Origin of the sequence: Gimesia chilikensis, from assembly GCF_007744075.1 — a bacterium.
GTDB classification, from domain to species: Bacteria; Planctomycetota; Planctomycetia; order Planctomycetales; family Planctomycetaceae; genus Gimesia; species Gimesia chilikensis_A.
In genome coordinates, this window is sequence record NZ_CP036266.1 from 2,491,946 (window position 1) to 2,508,513 (window position 16,568).

Sequence of the window (16,568 nt, forward strand, 5' to 3'; positions counted from 1 at the left end):
GATCTGTTCAAGCAGGGAGTTATGTAGATGATCGCGTTGTAACACATGGTCAGTGTACATTGAGAGGTGTGCAATAGTTAATCAAATTTAGACAGAAAAATTAAATAATCTTAAATATTGAAACAGGCGTGTTTCAGGACTGGAAATGGAAGCGGGCTTGAGTCTGTGCAAATGGTGTCAGTATTTTGATAATCAGTGCCTGATCACATGTCAAAGGAGAGAGATTCATGGCAGATACGCGACAGGTTGTGAAATGGTCTTTGGAGCAGACGTGTCCCTTTCGAAAGGGAGAGAACTGGTATCTTCCCCAGGAGACATCGACGCAGTTGTTTCATCTTGAAACATTGGACCGGGCGCTGCGCGAGCAAAGGATCCTGGATGGGATCTGCGTCACATCCTGGGATCTGGAATTCAACCGGGATGGGCCGGGCATTAAACGCCAGACTCCTTCAGGTGGTTTCCTGGTGAAGGATCTGGCAGGCGATTATGGGGACCTTACGAAAGTGCAGTCTACCTGTGAAGCATGTGTAGCGAATGCGTCAGCAGGTCAGGGGACAAAGGTCGCGGGCTGTCATGGGACATTCGACGTCGATCCTGATTCTCAAGAGCTGGAAGCGTTATTAAGGAGGATCGTTCAAGAACATCAAATAGAAACAAGTCTCAAGGCTGCTTTTCAGGAGACTGATCCGCTGTGGTACTCATTCTGGATTGAGTCTCCGATGAAACCGCATCAGATGGAACTGCTTCGTGAAATTCTGAGTACAGCTGCAAGTGTTGACGATTCTCAAGTATTGCAGGGGCATGCACATTTTCTGGAAGCGCTGAACCGGTCACTCACGAGCGAGATTCCATTACACGTGATTTTGATGCCGCGGGGGCACGTAGATTTCGGCTTCTATACTGTGTTTCCACATTGCCCGCGCTGTCGGGCCAGTACGCCTGTGAAACGCTGGCAGACCGCGTATCCGAAAGACACATATCGTTGTGAAGTCTGCGGTGCGGAGTATATTCCCAACGAGCATCAGAGCACAACGCGGATGGAACTGGACTGGAATCCGATCAATTTGAAGAGGCATCTGGGACCGGAAGGTTATGAGGATTTCTTACGACGCTTCCAGGACCAACGCGGGTAGTCGGTCTACCTAGTTCTTGATCCGAGTGGCCCCATTCAATTTGCCATCCGCGTGGTGCGGGCTGGCATCGGGGATGGTTTTTCCCGTTTCCTGATCGAAGCGATACAGCAGAAGTGTCTGATCGTCGAGGGGGAACTGGTCGGCTGGTGTGAAGGGATTGCTGTAGCGTTCCGTATTGGAAACGCGCAGAGCATGCAGGCGGCCTTCGAAGCCACGGGAAGTGCCGGTTTCTTCCGTCGGTGTGCCGCCGATCCATAGTGGTTTCGACAAACAGTCTTTGACGATGTTCCTGACCCGTTGATATTTGATGCTCCGCATTTTCTGTGTATTACAGGGGAGACCATTGATGAAGAGTCGCCAGTTCGAACCGTCCCACTGACAGGCCACATGCACGGGGCGACTGGTGGCAACATCGCGACTGGAGGTCGACGAGACCGGAATTTCCTGGGACCGCGGATCCAGCAGCGACCAGGTCCAGTATTCTCCCTGGTTCACATGGTATTTCAGACTGAGTGAGCCCCATTGAAATACACTCTGATGTGTCAGTTTCCTGCTGGGTTCCGGAGAGAGCCAGGCTTCGATGGTCAATGCGCCGTTAAACTGGTCGGGAAGCTTCGATTCGAGCCAGCCGGTGCCATCGAACTGGATGCCACGACCGGTCAGCTGCGGGTCCACTTGAGGCGCGGTTGACCAGTCGGCCCCCATGATTCTGCCGTGATTGTGCATGCCACTTAAATCATGGAGCAGGTTGCCGCTGCCCTGTTCAAAGCGGTACAGGGTGACGGTCGATGCATGCTGGGTGAGCAGCGGTGGCGGTTCAAAGGCGGAGTCGTAAATCGTTTCTTCACTGATGCGCAGCTGGGAGATATTGCCCTGAAATCCGCGGTGCTGTGCATCTTCAATCACAGAGCCGGTACCGATGCGCAGCAGCGAACGGAGATAGCGCGCTTCCTGGGGAGACTGCTCTTTCCGCACTTTCTCCGGCACCTGTCCGTCCACAAAGACGTTGAGTGAAGTGCCATCAAAGACACCGGCGATATGGTGCTGGCCGGGAGGGATCTCCGCTGAGAAAGCGTGCCAGGTCCAGGCACCTTCGTGGTAGTAGACGTGCACGCGATGATTTCTGAGTACGCAGTACATGGCACGGAGATGCGAATGCAGGTCAAAGATGACGGCCGAGGAGAACTGGTCGTTCATACTTTCTGCAGAGATATCAGCCCAGCATTCGATCGTCAGGGGATCAGTGGGACGGCGATAGTCATAGACGGCTTCGACCGAGTCATCAACGCCGTTGAAGTGCAGGGAGAATCGATCGAGACTTTCCAGTCCCTGCGTAGACAGATTGGGGGTGGCGCAGATCCGGAAGCCGGTCAACGCGTCACGAGTGACCGGCAGGCGACCTTCGCGGTAAGCAGCGCGACAGGACTCGGCTGACTGAATTGCCGATCCGCCCCGCAGCATGCGGTGGGTTCCGGTGTGGGGGCCCGAGGGATTATTGACCGGGTTAGAGAAGCTTTCTTCATTTGAGAAATAGTCGCGGCACCACTCGGCGACGTTGCCGTGCATGTCGTACAAACCGAAGGCATTCGGCTGCAGTCGACCACAGGGCTGGGGCTGTGTCGTGCCGGTCCAGGCATAAAGGGCAAGCTGTTCTGAATCAGCCGGGTACCACGGTGTGGTGGTGCCCGCACGACAGGCGTATTCCCATTGTGACTCAGCTGGGAGATCAAAATTGAAGGCGGGATTCTGTCGGGTCAGCCAGCTGCAGAAGTTACGTGCATCGTACCAGCTGAGGTTGGCGACCGGATGGTCATCCCCCAGGGCGCCCTTGAGATCACTGGCCCAGGTGATCTGCGGATCAGCCCCGGCTGCTTTGAAGTCGGTGCCTCCCCGCCCGTCGCGTTCGGCGTCGGTCCGGTAGCGGGCGCGATCGACAAACTGTCGGAACTGCTTCCGGGTGATTTCGGTACGGCTGATATAGAAGGGGACGGTGATGCGTGCCAGGCGTTGCGGTAAATCTGCCGTCAGCACTTTGTATTTGAGTTCCTGCTGTTGGGTCGAAGCTGCGGTGTTTTTCAGCGTTTCATCCAGCGTGCCCATCATGAATTCCCCGGGGGGAATCAGTTCGAGATCGATCGACGCGCCGTTGCCCAGGGGAATATTCACTTGCGGCGTCAACTGAAGATGATCGGCCCAGGCCTGTTGCAGTTCGCGGATTCGCTCGGGCGAATCATTGACCAGCACGGGGTCGGGCTTTTCGACCGGCCATTTGAATTCGTTGTTTTTTTCGGGACTTTTAGCAGGATCAAATTCTTCCCAGGTGGCGCCCACGATCTTACCATCGCGACCATTGCCACTCAGATCGGGAACGACATTCCCGGTATTGGCTTGCATGTGATACAGCAAAAGTGTTGAGTCGTTGGACGTCAGTTCTTTTTCCGGGGAGAAATCGTCCAGGTAGATGGCTCCCTGGGAGAACCGGCACTGATGCAACACTCCGGCGAAGCAGGCTTTTTTCTCAGCCACAGGACGGCCGATCAGCGCGGGATCGGGGTTGGCACCCAGATGGATGGGAATGGGGGAATGGCGATGTCGGCGACGGACCGGGTAGTTCAATCCCTGTTTCTTGCCATTCACATACATGCCGATACTGATACCGTCATAAACGGCAGCCAGGTGGACCTTTTTACCACAACCGATCTGATGCGAATACTTATGCGGGGCGTAATAAATGCCGTCGTGAAACAGGAACTCAGGCATGGTTCCGTCTCTCAGACGCAGCAGGAATCCGGCCGTCTCCGCATTGGAAACGATTTCCATATTCCGCGGGCGTTCTTCACAGTCCGGAGTCAGCCAGGCCTCGAAGGTAATCGGTTCGCCACTGTCATAGATAAAGGGGGTTTCGATAAAGTCGTCGACTCCGTCGAAGCGGAGCACGAACTCAGTCTGACGAGGTTCAGGCACGACAGGTACAGCGGGAGCCTGGTTGTCGGCAACTTCTTCTGTGGCCGGGGCAGGCAGCAGGAGCAGAAAGCCCAACAGAATCAGCATGGCCAGTGAGAAAAATGCTCCATACCATTTCCAGCCTTTCTCACGTTTGAGAGACTTTTGATGCAGTATGTATTCCAGTGACTCTACATTGCCCAGGCGGTGATGCAGGGCGGCGGTGACTTCCCGGGCGGAGGGTCTGAGTTGCGGATCGCGCTCCAGCATCGACTTCAGCAGTTTTCGATCGACACGATTGACCTGCTGAAACTGGCTGGGTTGATTGATAATCTCCAGAGTTTTGTGATCGCGGTTCAGGGGATGGCCTGTCAGCAGAAAAAACCAGACACAGCCCAGAGAATAGATGTCCGATTTGTCTGTGGCGTTGCGGGCGGCATTCCATTGTTCAGGCGCAACGTAATGGATTTGTCCGAAGCCCTGTCTGAGTGAGGTCAGTTCGTCGTCAGGCAGATTGAGTTCAGGTTGAAAGGCCAGGCCGAAATCTGCGATCTGGACGTAACCTTTTGTATTCACCAGGATATTTCCGGGGTGAATGTCGCGATGGACAATACCCAACTGATGAACGGCAGTCAGTCCCGAAGCGACCTGAAAGATCAGACTGGCACAGGCCCGTGAGGGAATTGAGGACCCGAGTTCCTGCATCCGCTGCGTCAGATTCTGGCCATCCACGTATTCCTGTACGAAATAGGTGAAGCCATTTTCTTCTCCTGCAAACAGTGCCTTGACTACATAGGGGGATTCGACACGTGCGAGCAGTTTGACTTCCCGCTCAAATCGCTCTGAGAGGTTCTTCCAGTTTTTCTGCTTTTCCGAGTTAATGATTTTTACGGCGACCGGGCGAATCAGGCGGGTGTCATAGCCTTTGAAAACGCGTCCCATGCCACCCGCGCCGATTTCGTGTTCCAGCGAGATGTGTCCAATAGACAGCGGGGGGACCTTGAGGCTGTTGATCAGGTCATCGGTTTCCTCATCCAACTGTTCGAGGTGTGCGCGGCAGGCACTGCAGCTGCTGAAATGCCGGGAAAGGGAATCAATCTCGCTGAAATCGAGTTTTCCCAGGTTATAGTCTGAAAGCGTCGCCAGATTGGGGCATTCGGAGGGATTGGAGTTAACCACCAGTCCGGGTCCTCAGTAAAGTTTTAACAACAGTCAACAATGTCTTCCTTAAGTAACTGTGTTAAAAACCGGGAAGTTGTGACATGAAATCAGCTGGAAAGTTCTGATTTTCAGGATTCCCCCAGAAAATCACGAATTTTGCGGAGTGCCCGGGACTGGATCTGACGGACATTTGCTGAGGCGAGGCCTGTCTCCTCGGCGATTTCCCGGGGGAGCTTCCCTGCAAGAAAATACAGGCTCAGCACCTGTTTTTCATTTTCGGACAGCCCGGCCAGCTGAATCAGCCCTTCTGCGATATCCCGTTTCTCCTCAATGGTTTCGATGTTGTCATCGATCAGATTATGGATCTGGTTGAGGTTATCAGAGCCACCGATGGGGACGACCTGTTTTTTGCGAATCTGATTCGCAGCGACATTCCGCAGACAGCTTTTCAGCAAGCGAATGAAGCTGTGCCGACCGTGTTCCAACCGGAGGTCCTGCTCGGCCATCACCTTGACGACGACGGTCAGTGTCTCCTGAACCGCATCTTCTACATCCTGTCTGTTATCCAGAACGCGGCTGGCAATGCGGAACAGAACCCATTCCGAGAGCTTCATCAACCTGTTACGGGAATCCGGATCTCCCTGTGAGGCATGATAAATGAGAGTGGTCGAGATGGATTCCAGATTCATGGCGAGAATGTAAATCTGTTGAAGGAAACACTTTCAGGAAAAATATGATGAAGAATGAATTTTTTTGTCACAGATCAGCCTGCTCGTGAAACCTAATTCAGTGAGCACCAGCTGTTGTGATTTCTGATTACGAGGGATAAACAACGGCAGGTCTGAATGGAGAACGTTATCAGTAGTAATGCTGGTGTACTTTTAAATTCATTTCTCATAAGCCTTTGTACCCATGTGTTAATACTGATGCAAGCAGAAAAGATAGAGTTTGCGCAAAGCAATGTTTCTGTGCTCCTGATTGCAGGTGGAAACTCCGTCATTAAACCCGTTCTTATAACGGCAGGAGCGTCGCTCTTGCCGCATACCGTCTCGATGTTTCGTTAAGGCGTTGGGTGCCTGCCCTCTGAGATTCGAAGTTTTTCTAAGAATCTCAGAGGGTCCTTTACTCACCCTGCTTAAGCCTGATGACGTGACAGGTGGGACCAGAAATAGAGCCTGTTGTGGAAGTAGCGCGATCGACCATGACAGGGGCCGGCTTTATGAAGGAAATGATATGCGGTGCGACTTCCTGTGTATTGTGCTACTGGCGGTGATTTCATTGACTTTGCCTCCCGCGTTTGAACGTCATCCGATGACGACGGCGGTGAACCCCGAGTCGGGTGAAGTGTTTCAAGCCTGTTATGATTCTACCGGTAAACTCCACGGCACATGTATTCGACGTGACCGAGACGGGAACCTGGTCGAAGAGATGGAATGCGTTCACGGGCATTGTGTCAGTTGCCGGCAATACGCGGCCAGCGGAGAATTGCTCTACGAAATTCGCGAAGACAAGAATTTCACACTGGTGCAAACTTACCCCTGAAGCGTGTCAGTTCTCTGATCGCTGGCTTCTGCGAAATTCGAGTGGGGTTGTGCCGATCTGCTTTTTGAAAACAAAACAGAGTTGTCCCGGGCTGCAGAACCCTGAAGAACCTGCGATCTGGGCGACCGTTTTGTCGGTCGAGATCAGCAACTGTTTCACCCGCTCCATTTTTATCCGGCGGATTTCGTCTGCGGGACTGCAGTTCAACAATTGGCGAAAGCGTTGCTCCAGAGAACGACGCGAAAGCGGAACCGCCTGCAGGACGTCGCTGACCTGAATTCCGGTATGTGCGTGTTCGCGGATGAAGCGCAGGGCATCGACGAACAGTGGGTCGTCGATGGCCAGCATTTCGGTAGACTGCCGTTCGATCACGTGCAGCGGGGGCAGGGCCAGCGACTTTGATTTGACCCGCTTACCCGCCAGCAGCGCTTCGAGAATGCGAACGCTGTTAATGCCGATCTGCTCACTGGCGAGGACGATACTGGAAAGCGGCGGTGCGGAGATATTACAGAGCAATTCATCTGTATCCGCGACCAGAATCGCGATTTCTTCAGGCACCCGAAAGCCGACAGCATTACAGACTTCAGTTAACAACACACCAGCGTGTGGGTCTGCCGCCATGACCGCCAGTGGTCGGGGGGCCTGTTGTAACCAGTGCAGCGTGCGTTCCTGAATGGAGGTTTTATCGCGGGAGAAGGACCTGCTGTGGAACATATCACAGTCCAGTCCAGCGGCTTCGACCACCTTCAGAAAGCGTTCGCCCCGTGAGGGGGAATACCGCTGACTGGGCGGGCCATAATAGGCGAAATGGCGGAAGCCTCGCTCGCGAAAATGCGAGAATGCCATCTCGGCCCGGCGGGCGTCATCGGTGCGGACGCGGTACCAGTCCGGATCATCCTGTTCCCAGTAGGAAACATTCACCGTGGGGAGCTGGAGGCCGCGGACATGCTCGGCTGTTTTTTCATCACGAATCGCGGCGATGATGCCGTCCCCCTGCCAGTTGCGGGGAACGCGTAACCGCCATTGTCGATCGCGGGGCGCAATCCACAGGCTCCAGGGTAAGACGTTCCGCACCACTGATGCGATACCCTGAATCACGCTGCGGCCCCAGGTGTCATCCGGGTCGATCAACAGCGCGATCTGTCTGTTATCGGGGATCTTCAAAGCCGGTGATCGGGGGCGGCGAGGCATGGATGGGGCTCAAACAGGTAAAAAACGGGTGTGCGCAAATTCGATATCAGTTTGCGCATTCTCGGATTGTTTGACAAGCGTCTGGCGGTAAAGTGGTGAGCATGAATCAACGTTTGCTGAAGCGCACCCACTGTTCGTAATGACTGAAGAGGTAATCCCGTGACTTTGAGACCTGCGATCGTTCTGCGTAGCCTGTTGCTGCTGGCGCTGTTGTTACCGTCACTCGGTGTTGCTGCGGAGCGGGTGGATTACGTAATCGAAAACGGCACGCTGCACGACGGAACCGGTCAGGTGATTAAACAGGGACACGTGGCAGTACGGGATGGGAAAATCGTTTCCGTCGGGCCCGGTAAAGGGCCCGCCAGCGAGACCCGTATCGATGCGAGCGGACTGATTGTCTGTCCGGGATTCATCGACCTGCATACTCACAGCGATCGGGGCATCGTCAATCCCAAGGCTCGGGGCGCGGTGAACTACCTGATGCAGGGCTGTACGACATCGGTGACCGGTAACTGCGGGATGGGGCCCATCGAAGTCAAGGAATTCTATGACAAGGTCGATCTGGCGGGCGCGGGAACCAACGTGGCGCATCTGTTGCCGCAAGGAGACCTGCGCTCGCAGGTGATTGGCAAGGTCAATCGCAAAGCGACCAAAGCGGAACTGCAGGAGATGCAGCAGCGGGCAGCCCGGGCGATGCAGGAAGGGGCCTGGGGGATGTCGACCGGCCTGATTTATACTCCCAGCACTTACGCGGACACGGAAGAACTGATTGCCCTCGCACGCGTGATTGGTAAAGCGGGTGGTATTTATGCCAGCCACATTCGCGGTGAGGAAGACGGCCTGCTCGGTTCCTATCAGGAAGCGATTCGCATTGGCCGTGAGGCAGAAGTTCCGGTGCACGTTTCCCATATGAAAGTCAAGGGGACTCCGAACTGGGGTAACCTGCGTCTGGCGATCGATATGATCAAACAGGCCCGCAAAACAGGTCAGCGGGTGACCGCCGATCAATATCCGTATATCGCTGCAAGTACCTCGCTGGCTGCAACGGTCTTTCCCCCCTGGTCGATGTCCGGCGGGAGAGAAGAACTGGTCAAGCGGCTGGATACGGCAGATGTTGGTGAGAAGATCCGGACTGCGGTCGCCCAGAGTCTGAGCATCAAAGAAGACGGTAAGCAGATCGTGATTGCCCAGTATGGTCCGCGACCGGAATGGGTGGGTCGGCACTTGCGCGAGATTGCGAAACAGGAAGCGAAAACGCCGCTACAGATTACCGAAGAGATTATCCGTAACGGGGGAGCGCAGATTGTGAACTTCGCCATGAATGAAGAGGAAGTCCGCATGGCGATGCAGCATCCGTGGGTGGCGACCGCTTCGGATGGCGGAGTGATGATCCCTGATGCCACACGTCCGCATCCGCGAAATTATGGTGCCTTTCCCCGCAAGATCGGTCATTATGCGATTCGCGAACAGGTGCTGCCTTTGAACCAGGCAATTCGCAGTGCCACGGGGCTGCCGGCTGAGATCCTGGGATTGACCGATCGAGGATTTCTCAAACCGGGACAGGCGGCGGATATTGTTGTCTTCGATCCGAAAACCATCATCGATACGGCGACGTTTGAAAATCCACATCAGTACGCGGAAGGCATGCGCTACGTCTTCGTGAATGGAGTAGCCGCGGTCTATGGAGGCACGCCGACCGGTGCCCTCGCGGGACGGGCGCTGCGGAAACCATCTGCTCCCTGAGTGCTACCACGTTTCAGGCATTAAAGTCCTGCACGTTTCACTATTAACTTACCTCTTTTGGGGATTACGCTATGAATACCGTTGTACCTGCCGTGGAAAAAACGTCGGTGCCTGGACTGGACATCATCAATGAGTACCGCCGGATTGCGATCGCGGTTGGCGATGATGCACCGCTGTCGAATTCGAAGACCGCCATCAGCCTGCTCCGCTACCGGGGCGAACACTGTCTGGCTGTGATCGATCCGGCGCACCAGGGGAAAACCACACAGCACCTGTATGGCGTTGGGGGCAGCACTCCGGTCGTTGGTTCGCTGTCGGAGGTGGATTCTCCCGATGCACTATTTATCGGTATTTCTCCTCCGGGTGGTCAGATGCCGGAATCGTTGAGCCGGGTGATCGGGGCTGGTGTGGACCGCGGACTGGATATCGTTTCCGGCCTGCATGAGTTTCTGGTTGAGAACGAAGATTTCTGCCAGGTGGCGCAGCGGAGTGGCAGTCGGCTGATTGACGTCCGCCGGAACCAGCATCGCCAGACGGCCCGCTGTGCTGAGTTTCGCAGCGGCTGTTTGCGGATTCACGCAGTTGGTCAGGATTGCAGCGTGGGCAAAATGGTGACGATGCTCGAACTCGAACGGGGCCTGCAGCAGCGTCAACGGGATGCGAAGTTCCTGGCGACGGGACAGACGGGGATCATGATCAAGGGGAACGGCGTTCCCGTCGACTGTGTCGTTTCTGACTTTGTCAACGGAGCCGTGGAAGAGCTGGTACTTCAGCATGAACAGCATGAAATTCTCCTCATCGAAGGGCAGGGGAGTATCGTACATCCGGCCTTTTCGGCGGTGACTTTGGGGCTGTTGCATGGCTGTGCGCCGCAGGGGTTGATTCTCTGTTACGAAGCAGCCCGTCCTCATGTGAAGGCAATGCCGCATGTGCCGCTCAAGTCTCTGGAACGCTATCGGGAACTTTACGAGCAGCTCGCTTCGGAACGGTCTCCCGCGGAAGTGATCGGCGTTGCCATGAACGGTCGCAATCTCTCTGAAGCAGAAGCGGACATCGAGAAAGAGCAGGTGCAGGAACGACTGGGTTTACCGGTCTGCGATGTCTACCGCGATGGACCGGATCTCCTGGTTGATGCCGTTTTGAATCTGAGAGGGAGGCTGTTCGCGTGAAACTGGAATGGCGACGAGTCAGCCTGCCTTTGAAAGATCCCTTCACGATCGCCCGCGGCACGCTGCACCATCAGCAGTGTCTGATAGTGATTCTGACGCAGGACGGTGTGAGCGGATTTGGCGAAGTCACCTGCAACAATTATTATGGTCACACCTACGAATCGCTGGAAGCGGCGCTCAACCTGGTTCGCGATGCGATTGCAGAGCAGCCGTTGATGCATCCGCGAGAGCTGTATAAGGTTTGCCAGGCTGTCATTCCCACAGATCGGTTTGCGCTCTCTGCCATTGATGGGGCTGCCTACGATCTGTACGGCAAGACGCAGGGAATCCGCACGACTGAGATCCTGGGGTTAAACACCGCTGCTGAGACCCGGTCAAGTTATACCCTGGGCATTGATTCGATTGAGGAAATGATTCGCAAATATCGTGATCAGCCCGACTGGCCTGTCTACAAGATCAAGCTGGGCACGCCCCACGATCTGGAGATTGTGCAGGCACTGCGGGCAGTGACGGAAGCGACGATTCGGGTCGACGCGAACTGTGCGTGGACCGTGGAGCAGACGATTACGAATTCGCGTGCACTCCGGGAACTGGGAGTGGAATTCATCGAACAGCCGTTGCCGGCCGATGCATCGCCTGCAGCGCAGCGCGAAGTCTTTGAACAGAGTGCACTGCCCGTGATTGCCGATGAGAGCTGTCGGACCGAAGAGGATGTGGCCCGCTGCGAAGGTCTGTTTCACGGGATCAATGTCAAACTGTGCAAATGCGGCGGATTGACGCCTGCGAGTCGGATGTTGCAGCAGGCTCGCGCACTGGGAATGAAAACGATGGTCGGTTGTATGATTGAATCGACGGTCGGTATCTCGGCTGCAGCGCAGTTGCTACCGTTACTCGACTATGCTGACTTCGATGGGGCCAACCTGCTGGCGGAAGACGTGGCGCGGGGAGTTCGCATTCACAACGGGGAAGTCGAATTCAGTAACGTTTACGGGAATGGGATTGAACTGCTGATCTGAGACAGAAGCGTGACCGCCTGCTTTGTCTTCAGTAGACATTCTTTATCTGGCTGGTTTTTCGATCTATTTTCGATTCATCAGTTATTATCTGCTCCCGGGGCGTGTAGAATTTCGCATGACAAACCAGAAGTGACACGAAGTACTGCTTCTGCTGAAACCCTGATTTATTTCCCGGGGAGCCCTGCGAGTCGATGACGAAGAGATACGGTTTCTGGACACTGACCTTTCTGGTCATTGCGAATATGATTGGAGCCGGGGTCTTTACGACCTCCGGTTTCTCGCTCATGGATCTGGGGTCACCCGGACTGGTGGTTCTCGCCTGGGTAGCGGGGGGATTGATTGCGATTACGGGTGCTTTCAGTTATGGACAGCTGATTAAAGCCATGCCGGAATCGGGGGGCGAATATCTGTTCCTGTCACGAGCCGCGCATCCGTTACTGGGGTTCATTGCGGGCTGGGTGTCGTTGATTGCAGGCTTTTCCGGTGCGATCGCCTTTGCTGCGACCGCGCTGGAAGCGTATGTCCTGCCGGAAGACATGCGTCCCGGATGGATGCCGGCGGGGACGCTGGCGGTCTGTTCGATTATACTGGCCGGTCTGTTTCATGGCCGGAATCCACGACTGGGGGCGTTGGTACAGAATTCGGTCGTGGTGCTCAAACTGGTGCTGCTGTCTGCCATTCTGTTGTTTGCTGCAGCTCAGTTCTCCAGTGAGACCATGTCGGGCGTCTCAGCACCGACTGTCGACTTGACCGGCTGGGCGCTGGTCAGCGCGTTTGCGGGATCTCTGGTCTGGATTTCTTTGAGTTATTCGGGCTTCAATGCCGCGGTTTATGTGGCAGATGAAGTTGAAGCAGCGAATCGCACGATTCCCCGGGCGATGGTCGCCGGCACCGGGATTGTGATGGTGCTCTATCTATTGTTGAACGCGGTTTTCGTGTATGCACCGCCGCCCGAGGCGATTAAAGGTCAGGCGGATGTGGCGACCATTGCGGCGGAATTCATCGGGGGAGCTGCTTTCGCGAGTTTCGTGCGCTGGACCATCGTTACCTGCCTGTTGACCTCGGTCTTCAGTATGATCATGACCGCACCCCGGGTTTACGCCAAGATGGCGGACGATGGCCTGTTGCCTGGATTTATCCGGATGCAGGGGGGCAACCCGGGGCGGGCGATTCTATTGCAGGTCGCACTGGCTGTGCTTTTGGTATTAATCTCCAGTCTGCAGGGGCTGCTGTCCTATCTGGGACTGACCCTGTCGATCTCTGCCGCCGGTTCGGTATGCTGCCTGTTTCTGTCCGGTGTGCGTACGAAGCCGTTCTCGCATTATTCGAATCTGATTCCCCTGGTGTTTATTCTCTGTACCCTCATCGCTGCGGGGATAATGGTCAGTTTCAATCCCTGGCAGCTGCTGGGAACCGCGATTACATTCGCGATTGGCGCCGTGGCGTATGTGCTGACGCGGATCTATCGTCCGAAAGCTGACCTGCTCGCTACAACCGAAATTGAAAAGGCTCTTGCAGAGGACGTTCAGGAACCTCCGCAATCCAAAAGTTGACTAAGCGGAGTTCTGCTGAACTCAGATTTGAACAGTAGTCAGACCGTTGTGCGGTTCTATAAATGCATAGCGAAACGTGTATTCACCGAAAAGACGTCTTTCCCTCAAATGTAAAGGTCGACAGTGATGGCGGTTGCCCAAGCGGGGCGGATGCAGTGTATGGAAGTCTGGGGCGGAAATCAGAGCGTGGATCGTAAACTGACGACCACGGGGCTCGATCTCTGGGTCTACAGTCAGCCGCATGCTGCGTCCCAATCGGGTGGGGACGTGTATTATGTTTCATCCTGTTCTTCCGGCAGGATCACCCGTCTGCTGCTGGCCGATGTGAGTGGTCATGGAGAAGTGGTTGCGGCCCGGGCCAATGTGCTGCGGAATCTGATGCGGCGCCACATCAACCGGATCAATCAGGCTTCCCTGGTTGAAGCCATTAATGATGATTTTGAATCCGAATCGCGAACGGGCGCATTCGCGACCGCAGTGATTGGAACCTTCTTCGCTCCCACCCGAACACTCACGATCTGCAACGCCGGTCATCCGAGTCCTTTAATCTACCAGGCGCAGAATAAAACCTGGATTCCGTTTGGCAGCGTACAGGGGGCTTCCGAAGTCGAGCGAAACTTCCCCCTGGGGATCACGGTCGAACAAAATTATTCAAATCAGTCCTGCAAACTGGGGCGTGAAGATCTGATGCTCTGTTTCACAGACGGATTGCTGGAGTTCAAACAGGCGGATGGGAGCCTGCTGGGCGAAGCGGGGCTGCTGCGACTGCTCTCACAGCTCGACTGCAGCCAGCCCGAGCGTCTGATTCCGGAACTGCTTCAGCGGCTGGATCCGAACCAGGAGCGGATTAATGCTGCGGATGATATCTCTTTAATGCTGTTCCAGCGCAACAATGAGCGCGTTTCCCTTTACGATAATCTGGCAGCCCCGTTTCGGGCGTTGAAACATTTCTTCAGCAGGCCAGAAAAGGCTTAATTCGAGCTGAGGCTCAGAATGGCTTCTTCCCGGGTGTCGAACAGCGGCCAAAGCGTTCCCAGTTTGATACTCTGGAGAATGTACTGCATGTTATCGCAGGCGTTACAGAAAACAGCCTCACCGCCGGACTGTTTCGCCTGTTGCAGGAGACGGGTAAGACAGCTGATGATGATCGAATCCAGATATTCCACCCGATTGAGATCGATGATCACATTGGAGATTTCGGGCGCGTTCAGCAGGGTCAGGATTTTATTGGATTCAATCTGGATGTTGTTATACAGGAACTGCAGGGCCGATCCCTGGGGAATCACAATCAGATTCGGGGCAATGACTTCTACCTCGAAAATTTCAAACTTATCAGACATGATTTGAGCTCAATCTCCACTGGCCCACTAACGATATAACATAAGAAAATAAAATCCAGAGAAGTGAATGTTCTATCATAGCCCATTCACTTTCCGGATTTCAATCTGTGAGACGGATAACTTTGATTTAACTCAATCCTTCTGCGTCCTGTTGTGTCTCAATGTGCACAGGTTGTTTTTTCAGATCACGTTTTTTAGAAATTTTCCGTTTTAAAGTATGCACGGAACGCCTGATGGCAACATTGATGGCCGATGAGAGTCGTTCGCGGGTTTCCTGCACGACAATCGGCGCGCCGAGTCGGGTCTGCATGACAATGCGGCACCGCTGATTGATGCCTCCTTTGGGGCCGTTGATATCTGTAATGCAGATGCGGACCGTTTTGATCCAGTTTTCGACGCGATTGACGGCCTTGTCCCATTCGCGTTCGATGTACTCTCTGGTTCCGGGACCACAGTTGATCTGTGTGGCGACACATTCAAAATCATAGTTTCTCATTGGAAATCCTTTGGGAAAGAGAACAACGGTTTCAACGATTGAAGTGATTCTCAGTGGTGCAGCGGATCAGGAGTTTTCTCACCAGCGCGCCGAGTCTGCTTTACTGGAAACGCCTGAATGATACATCCGCTTAAAATTTTCGTAGGAAGCTGACATGATCAGATCGAATTCTGCCGATTCGTGTTGCTGAAACTTCTGATAGAACTGATCAAAACGTTCGATCTGTGCCGCGTAAGTGGTTTGATTCCATTCCGGGTATAACGCCTCTTCAACCTGCTCGGCGATCGATGCGATTTCCAGGTATAAATCTTCATGCTGATCCCTCAGCCGCTGTGACTCAGCAGCAGTGAGGGCGTCAACCTGGTCTGCATGATCGAAATAGCCGAAGGTGGCTTCCAAAGCGAAGTGCATCGCCAGCTGGTCTCTCAGCTCATTGACGAGCACGCTGAACCATTCCGGTTTGAGTGTTAACGGATCGGGGACCAGCCAGAAAGTACGCAGATTTTCCATGAGATTGTAAAGCCTGAGGTTGTCCTCTTTGATCTCTTTGAGAAAAGCAGCATTAACAGTGACCTGACGAGAGTTGCTGATCATGGTGATGTTCCCGTTTAGAAAAGTGTGTCTCGAATTGAGTCTGTGCTGCACCAACAGTGACATGCAGAGCAATCGCGGTAGCATCCGGACTGGAGTGCTGCAGACTGATTGCCGTTAATAAAAGCTGCAACGCGTAATACGTTTTGAGGTGTCCCGTGATCGAGATCCGTTCCAGATCCTGTTGGCAGGTGAGCTGCAGAAATTGTGTGTCTTTCAGCAGTTCATCCAGTCCTGATTTCGTCAGTGTGATGGAATCCGTCGCCAATCCATTGTTTGACATGTCATTCCCGTTCGCTTGAGTGAGGAGCGGACTGTCAACTGCCGTTGACAGTGTCACCCCACGTTGATGGTTGCAGCCGGAATGCAAAACAGACCATGGTGCGCCGCAGGTTAGAATCAGGCCCCAGTACAAGCCTGTCTCTCGCTCATCCAGACGGCACACCATGGTGATCCTCCTTAAAAATTGATCTGCCGCAGGAGAAGAAAGGCAAAGCGCATGCCAAACCGGGCGAACAGGAATACCGTCTTGTCGGAGAAGCGTTTCAAGGGAGACCGGATGTGAACTGCAGGTGACAGCGTCGCGCCCGGATGACACTTTTCAGACCCTTTCGTGAATCGCATCAGTCCTAAGTGATGAGTTCATCAGGGACCGCACTCACTGTAGACCAACTGGCATGCTGTTTGCTT

General features: G+C 54.3%; 14 protein-coding genes. 7 read left to right on the forward strand and 7 right to left on the reverse strand.

Features of this window, described 5'->3' with window-relative positions; all coding sequences use genetic code 11:
- Positions 1–227 precede the first annotated feature (227 nt).
- Entirely contained in the window at positions 228–1,133 is a 906-nt protein-coding gene (locus HG66A1_RS09480; protein WP_145182608.1) for a hypothetical protein, read from the forward strand.
- A 9-nt stretch (positions 1,134–1,142) separates the two neighbouring features.
- Here HG66A1_RS09480 and HG66A1_RS09485 read toward each other — a convergent pair whose 3' ends face one another.
- Positions 1,143–5,255, reverse strand: coding sequence for a protein kinase domain-containing protein (locus tag HG66A1_RS09485; RefSeq protein ID WP_145182611.1), 4,113 nt, complete (start codon positions 5,253–5,255; stop codon positions 1,143–1,145).
- 110 nt (positions 5,256–5,365) lie between these two features.
- The gene (locus tag HG66A1_RS09490; RefSeq protein WP_145182614.1) at positions 5,366–5,926 is read right to left on the reverse strand and encodes an RNA polymerase sigma factor; all 561 of its coding nucleotides are present in this window, start codon (positions 5,924–5,926) and stop codon (positions 5,366–5,368) included.
- A gap of 544 nt (positions 5,927–6,470) precedes the next feature.
- Between HG66A1_RS09490 and HG66A1_RS09495 the strand changes: the two genes are divergently transcribed.
- The gene (locus tag HG66A1_RS09495) at positions 6,471–6,779 is read left to right on the forward strand and encodes a hypothetical protein (protein ID WP_145182617.1); all 309 of its coding nucleotides are present in this window, start codon (positions 6,471–6,473) and stop codon (positions 6,777–6,779) included.
- A 6-nt stretch (positions 6,780–6,785) separates the two neighbouring features.
- Here the strand turns inward: HG66A1_RS09495 and HG66A1_RS09500 are convergent, their stop codons facing one another.
- The gene (locus tag HG66A1_RS09500; protein ID WP_145182620.1) at positions 6,786–7,970 is read right to left on the reverse strand and encodes a xylose operon transcription regulator XylR; all 1,185 of its coding nucleotides are present in this window, start codon (positions 7,968–7,970) and stop codon (positions 6,786–6,788) included.
- A 159-nt stretch (positions 7,971–8,129) separates the two neighbouring features.
- Between HG66A1_RS09500 and HG66A1_RS09505 the strand changes: the two genes are divergently transcribed.
- The 5 genes from HG66A1_RS09505 (at position 8,130) to HG66A1_RS09525 (ending at position 14,426) form a co-directional block, all read left to right on the forward strand.
- On the forward strand, positions 8,130–9,713 hold the full coding sequence (locus HG66A1_RS09505) for an N-acyl-D-amino-acid deacylase family protein (protein WP_232106788.1): 1,584 nt from the start codon (positions 8,130–8,132) through the stop codon (positions 9,711–9,713).
- Positions 9,714–9,784: 71 nt separating this feature from the next.
- Entirely contained in the window at positions 9,785–10,882 is a 1,098-nt protein-coding gene (locus tag HG66A1_RS09510) for a DUF1611 domain-containing protein (RefSeq protein ID WP_145182623.1), read from the forward strand.
- Positions 10,879–11,898, forward strand: coding sequence for a dipeptide epimerase (locus HG66A1_RS09515; RefSeq protein ID WP_145182626.1), 1,020 nt, complete (start codon positions 10,879–10,881; stop codon positions 11,896–11,898). The genes HG66A1_RS09510 and HG66A1_RS09515 overlap by 4 nt, the downstream gene beginning before the upstream one ends.
- A 191-nt stretch (positions 11,899–12,089) precedes the next feature.
- On the forward strand, positions 12,090–13,451 hold the full coding sequence (locus tag HG66A1_RS09520) for an APC family permease (protein ID WP_145182629.1): 1,362 nt from the start codon (positions 12,090–12,092) through the stop codon (positions 13,449–13,451).
- Positions 13,452–13,577: 126 nt separating this feature from the next.
- Positions 13,578–14,426: a PP2C family protein-serine/threonine phosphatase gene (locus tag HG66A1_RS09525; RefSeq protein WP_145182632.1), complete on the forward strand. Its 849-nt coding sequence runs from the start codon at positions 13,578–13,580 to the stop codon at positions 14,424–14,426.
- On the opposite strand, the gene HG66A1_RS09530 is transcribed toward HG66A1_RS09525, so the two are convergent.
- The 4 genes from HG66A1_RS09530 to HG66A1_RS09545 form a co-directional block, all read right to left on the reverse strand.
- Positions 14,423–14,791 carry an STAS domain-containing protein gene (locus HG66A1_RS09530; RefSeq protein ID WP_145182635.1) on the reverse strand — a complete coding sequence of 123 codons (369 nt, stop codon included), beginning with the start codon at positions 14,789–14,791 and terminating at the stop codon, positions 14,423–14,425. The two genes, HG66A1_RS09525 and HG66A1_RS09530, sit on opposite strands and share 4 nt — an antisense overlap.
- A 127-nt stretch (positions 14,792–14,918) precedes the next feature.
- On the reverse strand, positions 14,919–15,287 hold the full coding sequence (locus HG66A1_RS09535) for a hypothetical protein (RefSeq protein WP_145182638.1): 369 nt from the start codon (positions 15,285–15,287) through the stop codon (positions 14,919–14,921).
- Between the two features lie 78 nt (positions 15,288–15,365).
- Positions 15,366–15,881, reverse strand: coding sequence for a hemerythrin domain-containing protein (locus HG66A1_RS09540; RefSeq protein ID WP_145182641.1), 516 nt, complete (start codon positions 15,879–15,881; stop codon positions 15,366–15,368).
- Positions 15,850–16,161: a hypothetical protein gene (locus tag HG66A1_RS09545; protein ID WP_145182644.1), complete on the reverse strand. Its 312-nt coding sequence runs from the start codon at positions 16,159–16,161 to the stop codon at positions 15,850–15,852. The genes HG66A1_RS09540 and HG66A1_RS09545 overlap by 32 nt, the downstream gene beginning before the upstream one ends.
- Positions 16,162–16,568: the final 407 nt, after the last annotated feature.

Bases quoted from the DNA above. Each gene is read 5' to 3' on its own strand.
- HG66A1_RS09535 (WP_145182638.1), bottom strand. From the start codon at position 15,287: ATGAGAAACTATGATTTTGAATGTGTCGCCACACAGATCAACTGTGGT.
- HG66A1_RS09530 (WP_145182635.1), bottom strand. From the start codon at position 14,791: ATGTCTGATAAGTTTGAAATTTTCGAGGTAGAAGTCATTGCCCCGAAT.
- HG66A1_RS09540 (WP_145182641.1), bottom strand. From the start codon at position 15,881: ATGATCAGCAACTCTCGTCAGGTCACTGTTAATGCTGCTTTTCTCAAA.
- HG66A1_RS09500 (WP_145182620.1), bottom strand. From the start codon at position 7,970: ATGCCTCGCCGCCCCCGATCACCGGCTTTGAAGATCCCCGATAACAGA.
- HG66A1_RS09480 (WP_145182608.1), top strand. From the start codon at position 228: ATGGCAGATACGCGACAGGTTGTGAAATGGTCTTTGGAGCAGACGTGT.
- HG66A1_RS09495 (WP_145182617.1), top strand. From the start codon at position 6,471: ATGCGGTGCGACTTCCTGTGTATTGTGCTACTGGCGGTGATTTCATTG.
- HG66A1_RS09545 (WP_145182644.1), bottom strand. From the start codon at position 16,161: ATGTCAAACAATGGATTGGCGACGGATTCCATCACACTGACGAAATCA.
- HG66A1_RS09520 (WP_145182629.1), top strand. From the start codon at position 12,090: ATGACGAAGAGATACGGTTTCTGGACACTGACCTTTCTGGTCATTGCG.
- HG66A1_RS09510 (WP_145182623.1), top strand. From the start codon at position 9,785: ATGAATACCGTTGTACCTGCCGTGGAAAAAACGTCGGTGCCTGGACTG.
- HG66A1_RS09525 (WP_145182632.1), top strand. From the start codon at position 13,578: ATGGCGGTTGCCCAAGCGGGGCGGATGCAGTGTATGGAAGTCTGGGGC.
- HG66A1_RS09490 (WP_145182614.1), bottom strand. From the start codon at position 5,926: ATGAATCTGGAATCCATCTCGACCACTCTCATTTATCATGCCTCACAG.